Genomic DNA, 15,773 nt, shown 5'->3' with positions numbered 1-15,773 from the left:
CTACATTTCTCCTAGTATCATTTTTTTCTGTTTTCATTTTATTCCCTCTTTAACTTCTATGTAGGTTAAAGAGGGAATAAAAAAGAAAGGCCTGAACGCTATTTCGTTCAGGCCTTTCTCTCTTAATCTTCCATCGTTGATAAGTCACCTGTTGGTAAGTTTAACTCCCACGCTTTTAATACGCGGCGCATAATTTTACCACTTCTCGTTTTCGGTAATTTATCTCTAAATTCAATTTGTCTTGGCGCTGCATGAGCTGCTAGACCTTTCTTTACAAATTGACGGATTTCTTCTTTTAATTCTTCAGATGGTTCGTACCCTGCACGAAGCGCGATAAATGCTTTAATAATTTCGCCACGCACCGGATCAGGGATACCAATTACACCAGCTTCTGCAACAGCAGCATGCTCGATTAATTTGCTTTCCACTTCAAACGGACCAACGCGCTCACCTGACGTCATAATTACATCGTCAATACGCCCTTGGAACCAGAAGTATCCATCCTCATCCATGTATGCAGAGTCACCTGATACGTACCAATCGCCTGGCATGAAGTAAGACTCATACTTTTGCTTGTTATTCCAAATTCCGCGCATCATAGCTGGCCAACCTTTGCCAATTGCTAAGTTACCCATTGTGTATGGTGGCACTTCATTTCCTTCATTATCAACAATCGCTGCTTTTACACCTGGAATTGGCTTACCCATTGAACCTGGACGGATTTCCATACAAGGGTAGTTACAAATAACTTGTCCACCTGTTTCTGTCATCCACCACGTATCATGAATACGAAGTCCAAAGGCGTTCATACCCCAGCGAATTACTTCTGGATTTAACGGTTCACCAACGCTTAATACGTGACGCACTTGTGATAAATCGTATTTTTTAATTGCATCTTGTCCAGCACCCATTAACATACGGAACGCTGTTGGTGCACTATACCAAACTGTTACACCGTAATCTTGCAGTGCTTCATACCACGCTTCTGGACTAAAGCGTCCGCCTAAAATAACATTTGATGCCCCGACTAACCACGGTGCAAAAATACCATAAGCAGTTCCCGTTACCCAGCCTGGGTCAGCTGTGCACCAATATACATCGTCTTCTTTTAAATCTAATACCCACTTCGCCGTTTGATAGTGCTGAACCATTGCGTTTTGCGCATGAAGCACACCTTTTGGCTTACCAGTAGAACCAGACGTGTAATGTAAAATCAAACCGTCTTCACGGCCTAACCATTCAATATGTAATTCTTTTGAAGCTTGTTCAAATAAAGGATTGAATGCTACCGTTTTACCGCCTTCTTCTACATTATCTCCAACAAGGAAGACTGTTTTTAAAGCAGGTAAATCATTTAATGGTACACGCTCTAACAATTCAGGTGTTGTAATTAACACTTTTGCTTCGCTATCTTCTAAACGATCGCGAACTGCGCCTTCCATAAATGCTTCAAATAGCGGACCAACAATTGCTCCCAATTTCACTGCACCAAGAAGTGCGAAATATAACTCTGGAGAACGTGGCATAAAAATAAAAACGCGATCGCCTTTTTCTACATCGCCATAGTTTTTTAGGACGTTTCCTGCTTTATTAGAAAAATCCTTCATTTCCTTAAATGTATACTTCTCTTTTCGAGATCCGTCTTGATAATAAAGGGCTACTTTATTCTTTCGATCGGATTTCGCATGCTTATCAATTGCTTCATACGCCATATTTACTCGGCCTGTTTCATTCCAAGTAAAGTTTTTATTAACCTCTTCCCAGTTAAAATTCGCGTATGCCTCATCATAATTCGGCAAATTATTTTCTCCTTTAATGACAGGAAGCGTTTCTACTTTCATACTTTACATCCCCCTCCTATGTATTCTATTATCTATTATAATAACATTATTTAAAATTTTCAGTATATTTGTTGATTTTTAGACAAATTTTTAATGACAAATTTCGATTCACATCGCATATATTATAAAGTACGATATGAATAGATTCACAAACCCTCAAGGTGGTGAGCAATACATTGATTCATAAAAAAATATATAATGCTAGAAACTTAAAAACAGCGAAAGGCACTTTAATTATTGAAGGGCCTGTCTCTACACATAACTTAGAAATGTATGAATTTCATACAGATTTAGTTGCGTTTCGTCCTGCCGAGCAGCAATATAAAGCAATTGTCGAAATTTCTAAATTGCCAGAAGCTCGTCTCATTATTGCTAGACATGACCAAACGATTGTTGGATATGTTACATACTTGTATCCTGATCCACTTGAACGATGGTCAGAAGGAAAGATGGAAAACTTAATTGAACTCGGGGCGATTGAAGTTGTCCCTGCCTTCCGTGGTTGCGCTGTCGGAAAGAACTTATTAGAAGTTTCCATGATGGACGATTATATGGAAGATTACATTATATTGACGACTGAATATTATTGGCACTGGGATTTAAAACAAACAGGTTTAAATGTTTGGGAGTACCGAAAAGTAATGGAAAAGATGATGAATGCTGGCGGGTTACAATGGATGGCTACAGATGATCCTGAAATTTGTTCACATCCTGCTAACTGTTTAATGGTCCGCATCGGTAAACGCGTTGATACGGATTCTATTCAAGCATTTGATCGTCTACGTTTTCACAATCGTTTTATGTATTAATAAAGGGGGCAACTGGAATGATTGTAGAAGAAATTATGAATCAAGATGTGGTGACACTACGTCCAAACGATACAATCGAAACAGCAATCCGAACGATACGCACGAAAGGCATTCGGCACATTCCAATTGTCGATCAAAATAATCATGTCGTAGGCATTATTTCTGATCGGGATGTAAGAGATGCAAGTCCGTCTATTTTAGATGAACAAGTTTCACTCGATATGCTGAAGCAACCACTTGAACTTATTATGAAACACCCTGTTATGACTTGCCATCCTCTCGATTTCGTTGAGGAAATTGCTACTTTATTTTTTGAAAATAAAATTGGCTGTCTTCCTGTTACAAAGGCAGGAAAGTTAGTTGGAATTATTTCTGAATCTACTGTACTGCACACGTTAGTGAAATTAACAGGAGCACATCAACCGAGTTCACAAATTGAAATTCAAGTAAAAAATGAACCTGGCATTCTCGGAAAAGTCGTTGCTATTTTTAGTGAGTTACAAATTAATATCGTGAGCGTTCTCGTCTACCCAGCAAAAGATGAGAATGATAAAGTACTCGTTTTCCGCATTCAAACGATGAATCCGCTAAAAGTGATTGATGCACTTGAAGCAGAAGGCTACCGCGTATTATGGCCAAACATTATGGGGATGCAAGCATGAGTAGCGCGTTTATTTATTCAGATGACTTTCGGGGCTATTCATTTAGCCCTGATCATCCCTTTAACCAACTGCGCGTCACACTTACGTATGATTTATTACAAAAGGGCGGTTTCATCTCTCCTTCCCAAATCATCTCACCACGGATGGCTACAGATGAAGAGATTGCCTACATTCATACAGAGGAGTACATAAATGCGGTAAAACGTGCTGGAGAAGGTAAGTTAGAAAAATCAATTGCGATGACATATGGACTCGGAACAGAAGATACACCGATGTTTCCAAATATGCACGAAGCAAGCGCATTACTCGTTGGTGGTACGTTAACAGCTGTCGATGCTGTTCTTTCTGGGAAAGTAAAACACGCACTTAACTTAGGAGGCGGCTTACATCATGGCTTCCGCGGCAAAGCATCTGGCTTTTGCATTTATAACGATAGTTCCATCGCAATGAAATATATTCAAAAGAAATACGGTTTACGCGTTTTATATATTGATACAGATGCTCATCACGGTGATGGTGTACAGTGGTCCTTTTATGACGATCCTAACGTATGCACCATTTCACTACATGAAACTGGTCGATATTTATTCCCTGGAACTGGCGCTGTAAACGAACGCGGACAAGGTAATGGCTATAGTTATTCTTTTAACGTTCCACTCGATGCTTTTACAGAAGACGAATCGTTTTTAGATTCCTATCGAACTGTCGTAAGAGAAGTGGCCGCATACTTTAAACCGGATATTATTTTAACGCAAAATGGTGCTGACGCACATTACTACGACCCACTTACACACCTTTGCGCAACGATGAATATTTACCGCGAGATACCAAAGCTCGCTCGCGAAATCGCTAACGAATATTGCGAAGGTCGCTGGATTGCTGTCGGCGGCGGTGGCTATGACCACTGGCGCGTCGTCCCAAGAGCGTGGGCACTCATTTGGCTCGAAATGAACAACATCCAAAACATCTCAGGTTATCTCCCTCCAGAATGGATTGACGCTTGGAAAGGACAAGCAGAAACAGAACTTCCCCTCACATGGGAAGATCCAGACAACATGTATAAACCTATCCCCCGCAAACCAGAAATTGAAGAAAAGAACGCATTAACTGTAGCAAAATCCCTTGAAATTATTCGGAATAATATGAAAAAATCTTTGTACTAAACGAAAAGGAGGCTCGTTTTTGAATAGCCTCCTTTTATTTATTGTTGATTTCTGTCGGTGAGTCGATATATTTTAATAATCGCTGATATATTTCAAGTTGCGCCGATATATTTTGATAATCGCTGATATATTTTGAGTTGCGCCGATATATTCTAATAATCGCTGATATATTTTTATGTACTAACGGACATTATGGGAAAAGGTCGTGATATTATGTGGAAACAACAAATGGTCAACACGAAACGCGGCACATTCGAGCTTTTTACTAAAGGCAGTGGCGAACCACTTTGCATTACACATCACTATTCCCAATTTAATGAGACTGGTGATTACTTTGCGGATGTTTTCACTGCTACGCATCGTGTATTCCTCATTAATTTACGAGACGCTGGTAACTCGGTAAAAGCCAATTCAGAAAAAGAATTAAGTATGATTGAAACGATTCACGATTTAGACGCTATACGAGAAGCTTTACAACTTCCAACATGGCATTTCGCCGGTCATTCAACAGGTGGTATGCTTGGACTTTTATATGCGATTACATATCCAAATCCCTTACAATCACTAGTCGTCGTTGGAGCCGCAGCAAGTAATTATACTGAAACACCATTTTGTATTTATCATCCGGAACATCCTCAGTTTCATTATATGCAACAGCTCATTGAAAACTTAAAAAGTCACCACCTTACAAATGAGGAACGAAAAGAACTATCTACCAAACGAACAAAATTATCTTTATATAAACCCGCAAACTACAATTCTTATTTTGATAAACCAATCAAAAAAACAATGTCCGCTAGCCGGATGAACGCTTTTGCTCATGAATATCCATCATTTGATTTACGAGAGCATTTACCTTCTATAAAAACAAAAACAATAATTATGTGCGGAAGACACGATGTGCAATGTCCGATTCAGTATTCTATCGAGATGCATGAGGGCATACGTAATTCTATTTTTGTGATATTTGAAGAAAGTAATCATTATCCTTTCTTAGAAGAAGCTGCTCAATTTATTTCTACTACTCAAGAATTTTATAAATCGTTACACTAGTACCGTTATTATTAAAGAAAGCTCACAGCCTCTATAAGACTATAAGCTTTTTTCAAAAGAAATATTTCATACTAGAAACAACTAAAAGAAGAACAGAAAAAACCATTAAACTCAAATCAAGTACTACTGCCTTTTTATCTCCTTCTTTTAAACTTATCATAAAACTAGAAATGATTTTAATTATAAAAAAGACCATCATAAATAACCCACCGAAATGATCATTCGTATAATCGTCATCATAAAACATTTGTATTGCACCTATTAGTAATAAAACAAGTATGATATTAGTTCCAACCTTTAAAATCTTGTTTGATTTATTATCTTTTAATATATCCCCCAAAATGTAGCACGCCCTCTCACACTCTCCTATGTTTTTATCTCTCTTTATAGTTTAACATAAATTACCTATTCTCCCCTTTTGATCACATACAAAAAAAACCTGCCAAAACTTTGACAGGTTCCCTACACATTAAAACGATAACCAGCCCCCCACACTGTTTCAATATATTGCGGGTGAGCAGGATCTCTTTCAATTTTTTCACGTAACTTTCTAATATGAACGACAACAGTTGCTAAATCACCAGCGGAGTCTAATCCCCAAATGCGTTCAAATAACTGTTCTTTATTTAATACTTGGTTTGGGTTTGTGACAAAGAATGTTAATAAATCAAATTCTTTCGTTGTAAAGGCGATTTCTTCATTGTTTATAAAAACTTTCCTCGCCCTTTGATCAATAGAGATTCCGTGAATATATAGCGTATCGCGTTGCTTACTTACATTTCCTAATAATCTTTCATAACGAGAAATATGGGCTTTTACTCTTGCTACTAGCTCACTCGGGCTAAACGGTTTCGTTATATAATCATCCGCTCCTAATCCGAGCCCGCGAATTTTATCTATATCTTCTTTTTTTGCTGAAACAAGTAGAATCGGAATATCTTTTATAGCTCGAATTTGCTTACAAATTTCAAATCCATTCATTTTCGGAAGCATAATATCTAAAATAATTAAATCGTAGTCTTCTTGCAGGGCCATTTGTAAACCTGTTTCTCCTGAATGTTCTACATCAACTTGAAAATCATTAATTTCTAAATAATCTCGCTGTAATTCTGCAATGCTTACTTCATCTTCTATTAGTAAAATTCTTTTCAATTTACTCACCACATTTCTCTACTTTTTCCAATGAGAAGAAAATGCTTGTGCCTTCCCCAAGCTCGCTTTCCGCCCAAATATTCCCGCCATGTTCTTCAATAATTTGCTTCGCTATCGCTAAGCCAAGTCCACTTCCACCTGTACTAGAATTTCGCGATTGCTCTGCACGATAGAAACGTTCAAAAATATAAGGAAGTGTATCAGATTCTATACCTGATCCGTTGTCCATTGCTTTCACAATCACTTTATTGTTATCACTCCATACTGTTACAGTAATTTTCTTTTCTTCTTTATCCATGTATTTCACACTATTATGAATTAAATTTGATATCACTCTATTTATCTTTTCGCAATCAGCCTTTACATAAAGTGGGGATGCATGTAATTGTAAGTTAACTTCTATACCTTCTTTACTTAAATCCATCTGCATCTCTTCTATTAATTCTTGCATAAACATATTTAATTCAACCGTTTCAAACTGAAAGGGAACTCGATTCAAATCGAGCTTTGAGAATAAAAATAATTCATCAATGAGTGTATCCATATGTCTTGCTTTCGTATGGATAGTCGTTAAGTACTTCTCCATTTTTTCTGGCGTATTTGCTACTCCGTCTTTTATTCCTTCTACATATCCAATAATAGATGTAATCGGTGTTTTTAAATCGTGAGAGATGTTTGAAATGAGCTCTTTTCGATTTTCTTCATACTGCGTTTGCATCTCTATCGATTCTTTTAATTTCTTCCTCATTTCCTCAAATCCTTGATTTAATTGCCCGATTTCATCGTGCGATGTAACTGGTATTTGAAAATCTAAATTTCCTTCTTTAATTTTCCCAGTCGCATCTTTCAATACAAAGATTGGTTTTATGACACTTCTTGAGACGAGGTAACTTAATAATCCAATAAGTAAAATAGCTAACAGTAAAAGTGATACGAACAAAATCGGAAATAACTTTTGTGTAAGATCTACAAATGAACTTTGCTTCTTTAATACAAATATACTCCCCTCTTCTTCCTGAGGAAAATAAAAATCAAACTTTACATATCGATAAAATGTATCGCCTAATTCCGTTGTACCACGACTATTAATATTTGCTGATTCAAATTTCGGGAGGGCTTCCTTTAAAGCCACACTTTCAAATACTTTTGTAGCATAAGAAATGGTTTCTCCCTTTCTTACAACGATTTTCACCCCTTCTTTTTCAAGTGATGAAACGAACGATTCATCTAATAGTTGCGATTGATGTTTCTTTGCTGCCGTCTTTAACTCAATATACGCATTCTCTTCTTCTGACGTAAGCGGCTTTTGAATATAGGAGCTTTTATAGAAATTTTTCACTGCTTCCAAATCACCTGTTATCGAAAAAACGATTAAAAATCCCGCGACTAATATAAGCGTAATGGAAACGAGAATGACAGCGATATAAGAAAATAAAAACCTTGTTTTAATAGACATATGTTACATCCTCACTTTATCAAACCTTATTACTCATAAGCATAAAAATATATGTTCAAATACTCAAGCGATTTTATAGTAATTTTAGCGTCAGTTTATAAAAATTTAATGTTCTTCTTTTACAGTTGAAATGAGGAGGTTGAAATTCCATGTTCAAAAAAACATTAAGCATGATATGTTGCGTAATTTTTTTACAAGGTTGCTCACAAGAACAAGAAGTTAAAAAGGAGATGACAAACATGGAGACAGCGCTACTAACAGCTACTGAGAAACAAGAAACGAATACTGTTATATCGTTACTCAAAAAAGGGGCTGACATAAATATAACAGACAATAAAGGACGTACCCCTCTTATGATTGCTACATACAAAAATGATGTAAAAACCGCAAAAGCGCTTATCGATGCTGGTGCTGACGTAAATATCCAAGATGATATGAAAAACAATCCCTTTTTATACGCTGGGGCAGAAGGTTACTTAGATATTTTAAAACTAACAATTGATGCTGGCGCAGATCCATCGCTTACGAATCGATATGGCGGTACAGCTCTTATCCCAGCCTCAGAACATGGTTATATTGATGTTATAAAAGAACTCCTCACGCGAACAAATATCGATGTAAACCATGTAAACAACCTCGGATGGACAGCTTTAATGGAAGCCATCGTACTAAGTAACGGAAATGAAACACAACAACAAGTCATCCGCCTTCTTATTGAGCACGGTGCAGATATAAACATTCCAGATAATGATGGTGTTACTCCGCTAGAGCATGCTCGTGCTCATCACTTTGAAGAGATAGAGAAGATTTTGCTAGAAGGACATAAGTAAAACGCTAATTTTTGCCTTCCTTTCCCGCCCTATGCTACATTTAACTCGTTATAACAATATGAATAGGGTGGGAATACAAATGAACAAACCTAAAATTGGAATGATTGGACTTGGAAGTATCGCACAAAAAGCCTATCTTCCAACACTTACAAAAGAAACAAATTGGAATTTTGTAGGGGCATTTACACCTAACGCGGAAAAAAGAAAACAAATTTGCCAGCAATACCGCATTCAAGACTTCCATTCTATTGAAACGTTAGCTTCGGAATGCGATGCAATCTTCGTTCATAGTTCAACTGCATCGCATTATGAAATCGTTTCTGAACTTCTGAAAAAAGGAATCGATGTTTACGTTGATAAGCCGCTAGCTGCTACAGTAGAACAAGCTGAGAAGCTAGTCGAGTTGAGCGAAAAATATAACCGAAAGTTAATGGTCGGATTTAATCGCCGCTTCGTTCCTATGTATGTTGCGGCAAAAGGGCAAGCTCATCATATTTCATGGATTCGAATTGAAAAGCATCGTACAAATAAAGTCGGGCCCTATACGTACGACTTTACGATGTTAGATGATTACTTACATATTGTAGATACTGCTCGCTGGTTAGCTAACGATGAGCTTAACGTCGTTCATAATATGATGCAAATCAATGAAAAGAATGAACTTCTTTACGGACATCATACATATACAACTGCAAATGGACTGTTACTTTCTACCGCAATGCACCGCCATGCCGGTACAAATTTAGAACAAATTGAACTTGTAACGGCGGGAAAAATCATTCGTGTAAAAAACATGAACACATTTGAAGTTGAACAGGAAAACTCTGTTTCACAAAGTGGTTCCCCCTCATGGGAAACGACGTTAAAACAACGCGGTTTTGAAGATGCTGTTCATCATTTTATTGACTGTGTACACGGAGACACAAAGCCGTTAGTAGATGGATTAGAAGGATTAAAAACGCAGCAAATGCTCCAATCTCTACTGAATGATATAAACAAAAATTAAAACGGATACATTTTTCAGAATTTACTTTCATTCCCATTTCCCCTTTATTTCTCACGCAAATTTCTATAGAATATGTTGATAGGAATTATAAATTTCATAATGAATCGTGGAAAGGGTGGGATTAACACATGTGGAACGAGTTTAAGAAATTCGCGTTCAAAGGGAATGTAATCGATTTAGCTGTCGGGGTTGTAATCGGTGCTGCATTCGGTAAAATCGTTAGTTCTTTAGTAAAAGATATTATTACACCATTACTTGGTATGGTATTAGGTGGCGTTGACTTTACAGATTTAAAAATTACATTCGGTAAATCATCTATTATGTATGGTAACTTCATCCAAACTATTTTTGATTTCTTAATTATCGCAGCTGCTATCTTTATGTTCGTTAAAGTGTTCAACAAACTAACATCTAAAAGAGAAGAAGAAAAAGAGGAAGAACTTCCAGAACCAACAAAAGAAGAAGAACTTCTTGGCGAAATTCGCGACTTATTAAAACAACAAAACTCTTCTAAAGATAGAGCATAATTGAACGGATAAAAAGGCATGTCCCATCGGGACATGCCTTTTTTATATGCTATAACGTTTCCGAATTCATATGAATAAATAAAATAATACCAGCAACCATAAGTACCATAATACTACTTGCAAATAGTGTAATCCCCATAAACATTAAACTTGTGCTCATATCCACCGATACACTTTCAATAAAAATAGAAGTTACATACGTGATAAGGGCAATTCCTGCAAGAATACTTCCTGGAACAAATCGCTTTAAACCATTTTGTTTTAACGTCATATATGCAAAAATAGCAGTCATACAAAGCGTAATTATCCAAAGAACGATCATCTCTTTTCCCCCCTCACAAGCCTTTTCTTTCTATTATACATGACATTGCCCTATAATAGTTATTTTTACACTTATGTGACATATAACAAGGAATCATACAATCTATATAGAAGTCTTCCAGATAAGCTATAGTACTTGGGAGGGTTTCAATTGGAAGATGATATTGTAGGATACTTTAAACAAGTAGAGCGATATGATTATATTATAATTGACTTAGACAAAAAGTTTTTTTACATGGAAGTTGTACAACTAAAAACAAATATAACTTCGCTAAAAATATCACTTAACTTAGATAAAGATGAAACTATTATTGCTGGCAATGTGAAACAATATGATCCTTCTAGGTTAGAACAATTCATACAAAACTTTAAACATACTGCACAAACATGTCTTGAACATAATTTACGAAGTCCTGAAGAACTTTTTGCATTTTGGAAAGGAAATTGACCACCAGAAAAAAATGGATATTTTTCATATATATTGATATAATTACCATATATAAATATTCTTTATAAGGGAGTGTTCATAATGATTTGGATTTCACTAATCGTATTAGCCTATTTCATCATTCTCGTCCCAATACAGTATAACTACATTAAAATACTCAAAGAAAAACAGAAGAAAATGAATATGTCACAAAACGAACTATATGACAACATGTCTTATGAAGAATCCCAAATACATTACCATTACCAAAGTAACGTATTTACAATACCTGCTTCACTTGTCGCAAGTATTATTTATAGAGTGAAACATGCAGCATAATATGTACGCTGTAAAATTATTGTTTGAATCTGTTCATTCTGGTGAGCCTGATCCTACGAAAATGGATGAGCATTATGAAGAAAATCACGATACACTTTTTGAAGAAAGTATTATTCTTGTTAAGGCACACAGTTTGGAAGAGGCCCATGCACTAAGTGAACAAATCGCTATACAGTCTGAGCATACGTACGATAACATGGACGGCGAGCAAATAACGTGGACGTTTCGAAAAGTATTGCATGTGTTTGAATTAGACAATGCCCCATTTGAAACCGGAAAAGAATTATACGCAAGATTTTTACACGTTAAGAAAAATGAAACGGTGGATACTATAGTTCAAACATACTATCCTGAATATAAATAAAAGCTCACAGCAATCGCTGTGAGCTTTTTTATACTTACTTCGTTGAATCTCTAAATTGGATACGGTGAGGTAAGATAACAGTGTGATCTTCCACTTTTTCTTTGTTCATATACTTTGTTAACAGACGCATTGCTACTGCACCGATATCATACATCGGTTGTACAACTGTTGAAAGTTGCGGACGAACCATTAATGCAAGGCGTGTATTATCAAATCCAAGTACTTCTACATCAGTTGGTACGTTTAATCCAGCGTCTTGTGCTGCGTGGATTACACCTAGTGCCATTTCGTCAGAAGATACGAAGATTGCTGACGGCTTCTCATCAAGGCTCCAAAGCTTTTCGAATGCTTCGATACCTGAGTCATATGTGTAATCTCCATCGATTACAAGATTTTCATCATATGAAATACCTGCTTCTTCTAGAGCTTTTTTATAACCTTGTAATTTCTTCGCGCTTCCCGCTTTATCAATGAAAGGACCAGAGACGAAACCGATACGCTTATGTCCTTGTTCAATAAAGTGCTTCATTGCGTCGTAAGCTGCTTGTGTATAATCAATGTTTACTGATGGCGTTTCATTTTGCTCATCAAATGACGCTGCTAATACGATTGGTACTGGAGACTTTTTAAATTCTTCAATGTGAATGTCTGTAATATCTTCACCCATGAAAACAATTCCGTCCACTTGTTTTCCAAGCATCGTATTTAATAAATGGAACTCTTTCTCTTTGTTTTGGTCAGAGTTACTTAAAATGATGTTATATTTGTACATTGTTGCGATATCTTCAATTCCACGAGCAAGTTCTGCATAAAACGTATTTGAGATATCAGGAATAATAACACCTACTGTAGTTGTCTTCTTACTTGCTAATCCACGTGCTACCGCATTTGGGCGGTATCCTAAACGATCAATTGCTTCTAATACTTTCTTTCTTGTTGTAGGCTTTACATTTGGGTTACCGTTCACAACGCGTGATACGGTAGCCATTGAAACGTTCGCTTCGCGCGCTACATCATATATTGTTACGTTCATCTCATCGCACACTCCTTCTATTTTTGCTATCTATTTTTATGTATCGGTTACTTGAATGAAAAAAAGACATCAACTCTATTTGCAGATGCCACCAATCGTCCCGAGTTCTTCCTTTTACTAATGATACGATAAAAACGCAGGGTCATACAATATTTTCCCGCAAAAGTTTCGAAAAAATTCGCTTCTTTTCTCGTATTTTCGTATTTTTTATGAAAAAAAGGGCATTTTTTGTAAAAATATAGATGTTTCATAAGTAGAAATCTTATTTTAAGCAGTACGCTAGATAGTAATTGAAATTTATATCAGCGATTTTTTGAATATATCAACCGCAACTCGAAATATATCAGCGATTTTTTAAATATATCGACCACAACTCGAAATATATCAGCGATTTTTTAAATATATCGACCACAACTCGAAATATATCAGCGATTTTTTGAATATATCGACTTACCAACAAAAATCGACAATGATGGCCACTTGATGCGCTGGATCTAGAAGTACTCGGCAATTTGCGAAGATCACAATGCGTTACATCGCCAATGCAAGGGCAGGAAGGTACAGCGGAAATATGGAGCGTATTACGCAGCGCTCTGTCCTATCTTACACTTTTATTTACAATAAAAAAAGACAGTTTAAACACTGTCTTTTTTTATAAGAAGGAAACAAACGGTTTATCGCTGTTTTTCTCTTTTATAACAATTGCCTCGATTTTATTCTCGGACTTTATCTGCAATTGTACTTTTGCATCTTTCGGTAATTGTTCTAACATAATTTGAGCAGCCAATTGAGTAAGAGCCATTAATTCTGTTTTACCGTTATATTTAATAACAATATTCATATTTAATGTATCCATTTGATTTTTCTTATAAGAAACTTTAGCATTTACTGGAATAAAGTCTCCAGGAGAAAAACCTTTCATTTCCTTAGCAAAGTCATCTATTTTTGTATTATCTTCTCCATGTGCTTGTGTAAATTCATCAGAAGGATATGAATACGCTTTTTCTTCAATCGCATTCCAATTTCCAAGGTTCGTATCATTCTTTTGAACAGTAGCACTAGCAATATACGTACCATTTTTTAAAGAACTTGTACTTTCTTGCTTAAAGATAGCAAACGTAATTGGGGATTTATTATACTTGTCATTTTTATGAATAGCTTCAATCAGTTGATTGGCAACTTCAGTCCCCTTAGACATTGCTTCTTCATTCGATACACTTGAAGACATAGCTAAACCGATCATAACACCAGATAAACTTAGTTCGTTTGAATTCTGCTTTCCGAAATAGTCTTGTTCTATAATATTTGTCAAAACGGGCGCTTTTACTTTTGCGACTAGTTCATCAACTAACTTCTCAGGAATATACTGATTTAATTGAAGCACATGATTTTCTGTATCAAATTGCTCTTTCGCAATATTCATTAAACCATTTTCATACTCTGCTAAATCTAATTTAGAATTTGTTGTTATATTAGCTGTATTTATAACCTTTTGTTCTTTTAAAGGAATTACAGTTCTATAATAATCTTTAGAAACAGCAGTTCTCGGAATCATACTTTTTTCTTTCGTATCTTTCTGTATAACTTCATCCTTCTTACTAATCGTATCATTACTACAAGCTCCTAGTAATAGACTTACGACCGCGAAAGATAATGCCATTTTCTTCATTACTTAAAACCTACTTTCAACAATCTAGTTATTTAATTTGAACTAATAACAGTGTACCATTAAATATATTTCAACAAAAACAAAAAAAAGAAGCAAGCACCTTTCGCTTGCTTCTTTTTACTTAATATTCTCTTCTAAAGCGTCTTTTTTTATGTTCCAATGAGACGTATTCCATACTACCATCCCATCTTTTATGTATAACACTTGCGGAGATTCATGTTTAATGCTGTACTGTTCTGCAACACGATTCGAAACATCTCTCGCATCTTGTACGTATAAGTAATACGCTGGCACTGCCCTTTCTTCACTACAATAAGCTTGAAATTCTGTATAGGCACCATGACTAATCGGGCATGTCGTACTATGTTTAAAAAGAACATAAGGTTCGTTTTTTTCTACTAATACTTCAAGCTCTTCAATTGTTTCAACTTTTGTCATATTCATCACGATTCACCTCTCATACGAAGTCTAGAGCGCTTCTCTTTCTTTTCAGCTTTTTTCTCAAGTCTTTCTAATTTACGCTCTTCTTTTTCAACCTTTTTCTCTTGTCTTGTCGCACGATAATGATTGTATACTTCAATTGCTGCGCTACTCCACTGTACAACTTGCGCTACTTTATCTGCATTATTTTCAATTTCGTCCGTAACAGACTCTGATACATTACGAAGTTTCGTATTTAAAGAATGGATTGTCGTTCCAATTCCATCTACACCCGACACTACTTTATTTAATGATTGTGACTTCTGTTGAATGTCATCAGCTAACGCATTTGTCTTATGTAATAATTGCTCCGTCTCTACGCTAATCCCTTGCATTTGCTTTTCTAAACCTTCTAACGTGCTTGCAACGTTTTCTAACGTCTTCTGAACCGATAACAACGTTCTGCATACATACACTACTAATACAGCGAAAGCAACCGCGATAATAGCTGCACTTACATATAAAAGAACTTGCATTTCATCACTTCCTTTATCTTTTTCATACTTTCCCCTATTATACAATCATTTTCCGTTTCGTTCTAATCCCTATCTTTTCATTAGAATTTTCATACTTATTCGTTAACTTTAACATAAATCATTCAACAAATTCCACTAAGTAGGTTACAATAGGAGAGGATACAT

19 protein-coding genes are annotated in these 15,773 nt (G+C 36.0%); 10 read left to right on the top strand and 9 right to left on the bottom strand.

The features are described from left to right. Positions 1–122: 122 nt before the first annotated feature. Positions 123–1,841, bottom strand: a complete 1,719-nt coding sequence (gene acsA / locus AC0L0O_RS01130) for an acetate--CoA ligase (protein WP_000862052.1) — start codon at positions 1,839–1,841, stop codon at positions 123–125. A gap of 176 nt (positions 1,842–2,017) precedes the next feature. Here acsA and acuA point away from each other — a divergent pair, with 176 nt between their 5' ends. From acuA to AC0L0O_RS01110, 4 genes are all read left to right on the top strand, one after another. Then, positions 2,018–2,650 (top strand): acetoin utilization protein acetyltransferase AcuA, encoded by a 633-nt coding sequence (acuA, locus tag AC0L0O_RS01125; RefSeq protein WP_000581406.1) that lies wholly within the window; start codon positions 2,018–2,020, stop codon positions 2,648–2,650. Positions 2,651–2,667: 17 nt separating this feature from the next. Continuing rightward, positions 2,668–3,312 carry an acetoin utilization AcuB family protein gene (locus AC0L0O_RS01120; RefSeq protein ID WP_000634572.1) on the top strand — a complete coding sequence of 215 codons (645 nt, stop codon included), beginning with the start codon at positions 2,668–2,670 and terminating at the stop codon, positions 3,310–3,312. Further along, positions 3,309–4,475, top strand: coding sequence for an acetoin utilization protein AcuC (gene acuC, locus AC0L0O_RS01115; RefSeq protein WP_000092802.1), 1,167 nt, complete (start codon positions 3,309–3,311; stop codon positions 4,473–4,475). The genes AC0L0O_RS01120 and acuC overlap by 4 nt, the downstream gene beginning before the upstream one ends. Before the next feature lie 192 nt (positions 4,476–4,667). Next, the gene (locus AC0L0O_RS01110) at positions 4,668–5,528 is read left to right on the top strand and encodes an alpha/beta fold hydrolase (RefSeq protein ID WP_428888898.1); all 861 of its coding nucleotides are present in this window, start codon (positions 4,668–4,670) and stop codon (positions 5,526–5,528) included. Positions 5,529–5,580: 52 nt separating this feature from the next. On the opposite strand, the gene AC0L0O_RS01105 is transcribed toward AC0L0O_RS01110, so the two are convergent. From AC0L0O_RS01105 to AC0L0O_RS01095, 3 genes are all read right to left on the bottom strand, one after another. After that, positions 5,581–5,868, bottom strand: a complete 288-nt coding sequence (locus tag AC0L0O_RS01105; RefSeq protein WP_428888896.1) for a hypothetical protein — start codon at positions 5,866–5,868, stop codon at positions 5,581–5,583. A gap of 122 nt (positions 5,869–5,990) precedes the next feature. Next, positions 5,991–6,680, bottom strand: coding sequence for a response regulator transcription factor (locus tag AC0L0O_RS01100; protein WP_001982862.1), 690 nt, complete (start codon positions 6,678–6,680; stop codon positions 5,991–5,993). A 1-nt stretch (position 6,681) separates the two neighbouring features. Next, a complete protein-coding gene (locus tag AC0L0O_RS01095) occupies positions 6,682–8,136 on the bottom strand; it encodes a sensor histidine kinase (protein WP_272183151.1) in 1,455 nt (484 codons plus the stop codon). A gap of 149 nt (positions 8,137–8,285) precedes the next feature. Between AC0L0O_RS01095 and AC0L0O_RS01090 the strand changes: the two genes are divergently transcribed. The 3 genes from AC0L0O_RS01090 to mscL all read left to right on the top strand — a co-directional run bounded on the left by AC0L0O_RS01090 (position 8,286) and on the right by mscL (position 10,499). Beyond that, positions 8,286–8,966 carry an ankyrin repeat domain-containing protein gene (locus AC0L0O_RS01090; RefSeq protein WP_000475142.1) on the top strand — a complete coding sequence of 227 codons (681 nt, stop codon included), beginning with the start codon at positions 8,286–8,288 and terminating at the stop codon, positions 8,964–8,966. Positions 8,967–9,045: 79 nt separating this feature from the next. Continuing rightward, a complete protein-coding gene (locus AC0L0O_RS01085) occupies positions 9,046–9,972 on the top strand; it encodes a Gfo/Idh/MocA family protein (RefSeq protein WP_428888893.1) in 927 nt (308 codons plus the stop codon). A 128-nt stretch (positions 9,973–10,100) separates the two neighbouring features. Next, entirely contained in the window at positions 10,101–10,499 is a 399-nt protein-coding gene (gene mscL, locus AC0L0O_RS01080) for a large-conductance mechanosensitive channel protein MscL (RefSeq protein WP_000267003.1), read from the top strand. A gap of 49 nt (positions 10,500–10,548) precedes the next feature. Here mscL and AC0L0O_RS01075 read toward each other — a convergent pair whose 3' ends face one another. Then, a complete protein-coding gene (locus AC0L0O_RS01075) occupies positions 10,549–10,821 on the bottom strand; it encodes a DUF3917 domain-containing protein (RefSeq protein WP_000636599.1) in 273 nt (90 codons plus the stop codon). Between the two features lie 150 nt (positions 10,822–10,971). Here AC0L0O_RS01075 and dhp61 point away from each other — a divergent pair, with 150 nt between their 5' ends. The 3 genes from dhp61 to AC0L0O_RS01060 all read left to right on the top strand — a co-directional run bounded on the left by dhp61 (position 10,972) and on the right by AC0L0O_RS01060 (position 11,950). After that, on the top strand, positions 10,972–11,268 hold the full coding sequence (gene dhp61 / locus AC0L0O_RS01070; protein WP_000389134.1) for a protein Dhp61: 297 nt from the start codon (positions 10,972–10,974) through the stop codon (positions 11,266–11,268). An 81-nt stretch (positions 11,269–11,349) separates the two neighbouring features. Beyond that, positions 11,350–11,586, top strand: coding sequence for a DUF3949 domain-containing protein (locus AC0L0O_RS01065; RefSeq protein ID WP_000637881.1), 237 nt, complete (start codon positions 11,350–11,352; stop codon positions 11,584–11,586). A gap of 1 nt (position 11,587) precedes the next feature. Continuing rightward, positions 11,588–11,950, top strand: a complete 363-nt coding sequence (locus AC0L0O_RS01060) for a DUF4288 domain-containing protein (RefSeq protein ID WP_001982812.1) — start codon at positions 11,588–11,590, stop codon at positions 11,948–11,950. Between the two features lie 34 nt (positions 11,951–11,984). Here AC0L0O_RS01060 and ccpA read toward each other — a convergent pair whose 3' ends face one another. The 4 genes from ccpA to AC0L0O_RS01040 all read right to left on the bottom strand — a co-directional run bounded on the left by ccpA (position 11,985) and on the right by AC0L0O_RS01040 (position 15,608). Next, positions 11,985–12,983 (bottom strand): catabolite control protein A, encoded by a 999-nt coding sequence (ccpA, locus tag AC0L0O_RS01055; protein ID WP_001103295.1) that lies wholly within the window; start codon positions 12,981–12,983, stop codon positions 11,985–11,987. A 652-nt stretch (positions 12,984–13,635) separates the two neighbouring features. After that, positions 13,636–14,652: a CamS family sex pheromone protein gene (locus AC0L0O_RS01050; protein WP_000738009.1), complete on the bottom strand. Its 1,017-nt coding sequence runs from the start codon at positions 14,650–14,652 to the stop codon at positions 13,636–13,638. A gap of 117 nt (positions 14,653–14,769) precedes the next feature. Continuing rightward, complete coding sequence (ytxJ, locus tag AC0L0O_RS01045; protein WP_001057490.1) at positions 14,770–15,096, bottom strand: bacillithiol system redox-active protein YtxJ; 327 nt, start codon at positions 15,094–15,096, stop codon at positions 14,770–14,772. Beyond that, a complete protein-coding gene (locus tag AC0L0O_RS01040; protein ID WP_001197726.1) occupies positions 15,096–15,608 on the bottom strand; it encodes a DUF948 domain-containing protein in 513 nt (170 codons plus the stop codon). Before AC0L0O_RS01040 ends, ytxJ begins: the two co-directional genes overlap by 1 nt. Between the last annotated feature and the right edge of the window lie 165 nt (positions 15,609–15,773).

It is taken from the genome of Bacillus sp. GS3m_15504 (genome assembly GCF_055825275.1).
This window is presented reverse-complemented; position numbering and strand designations above follow the sequence as displayed.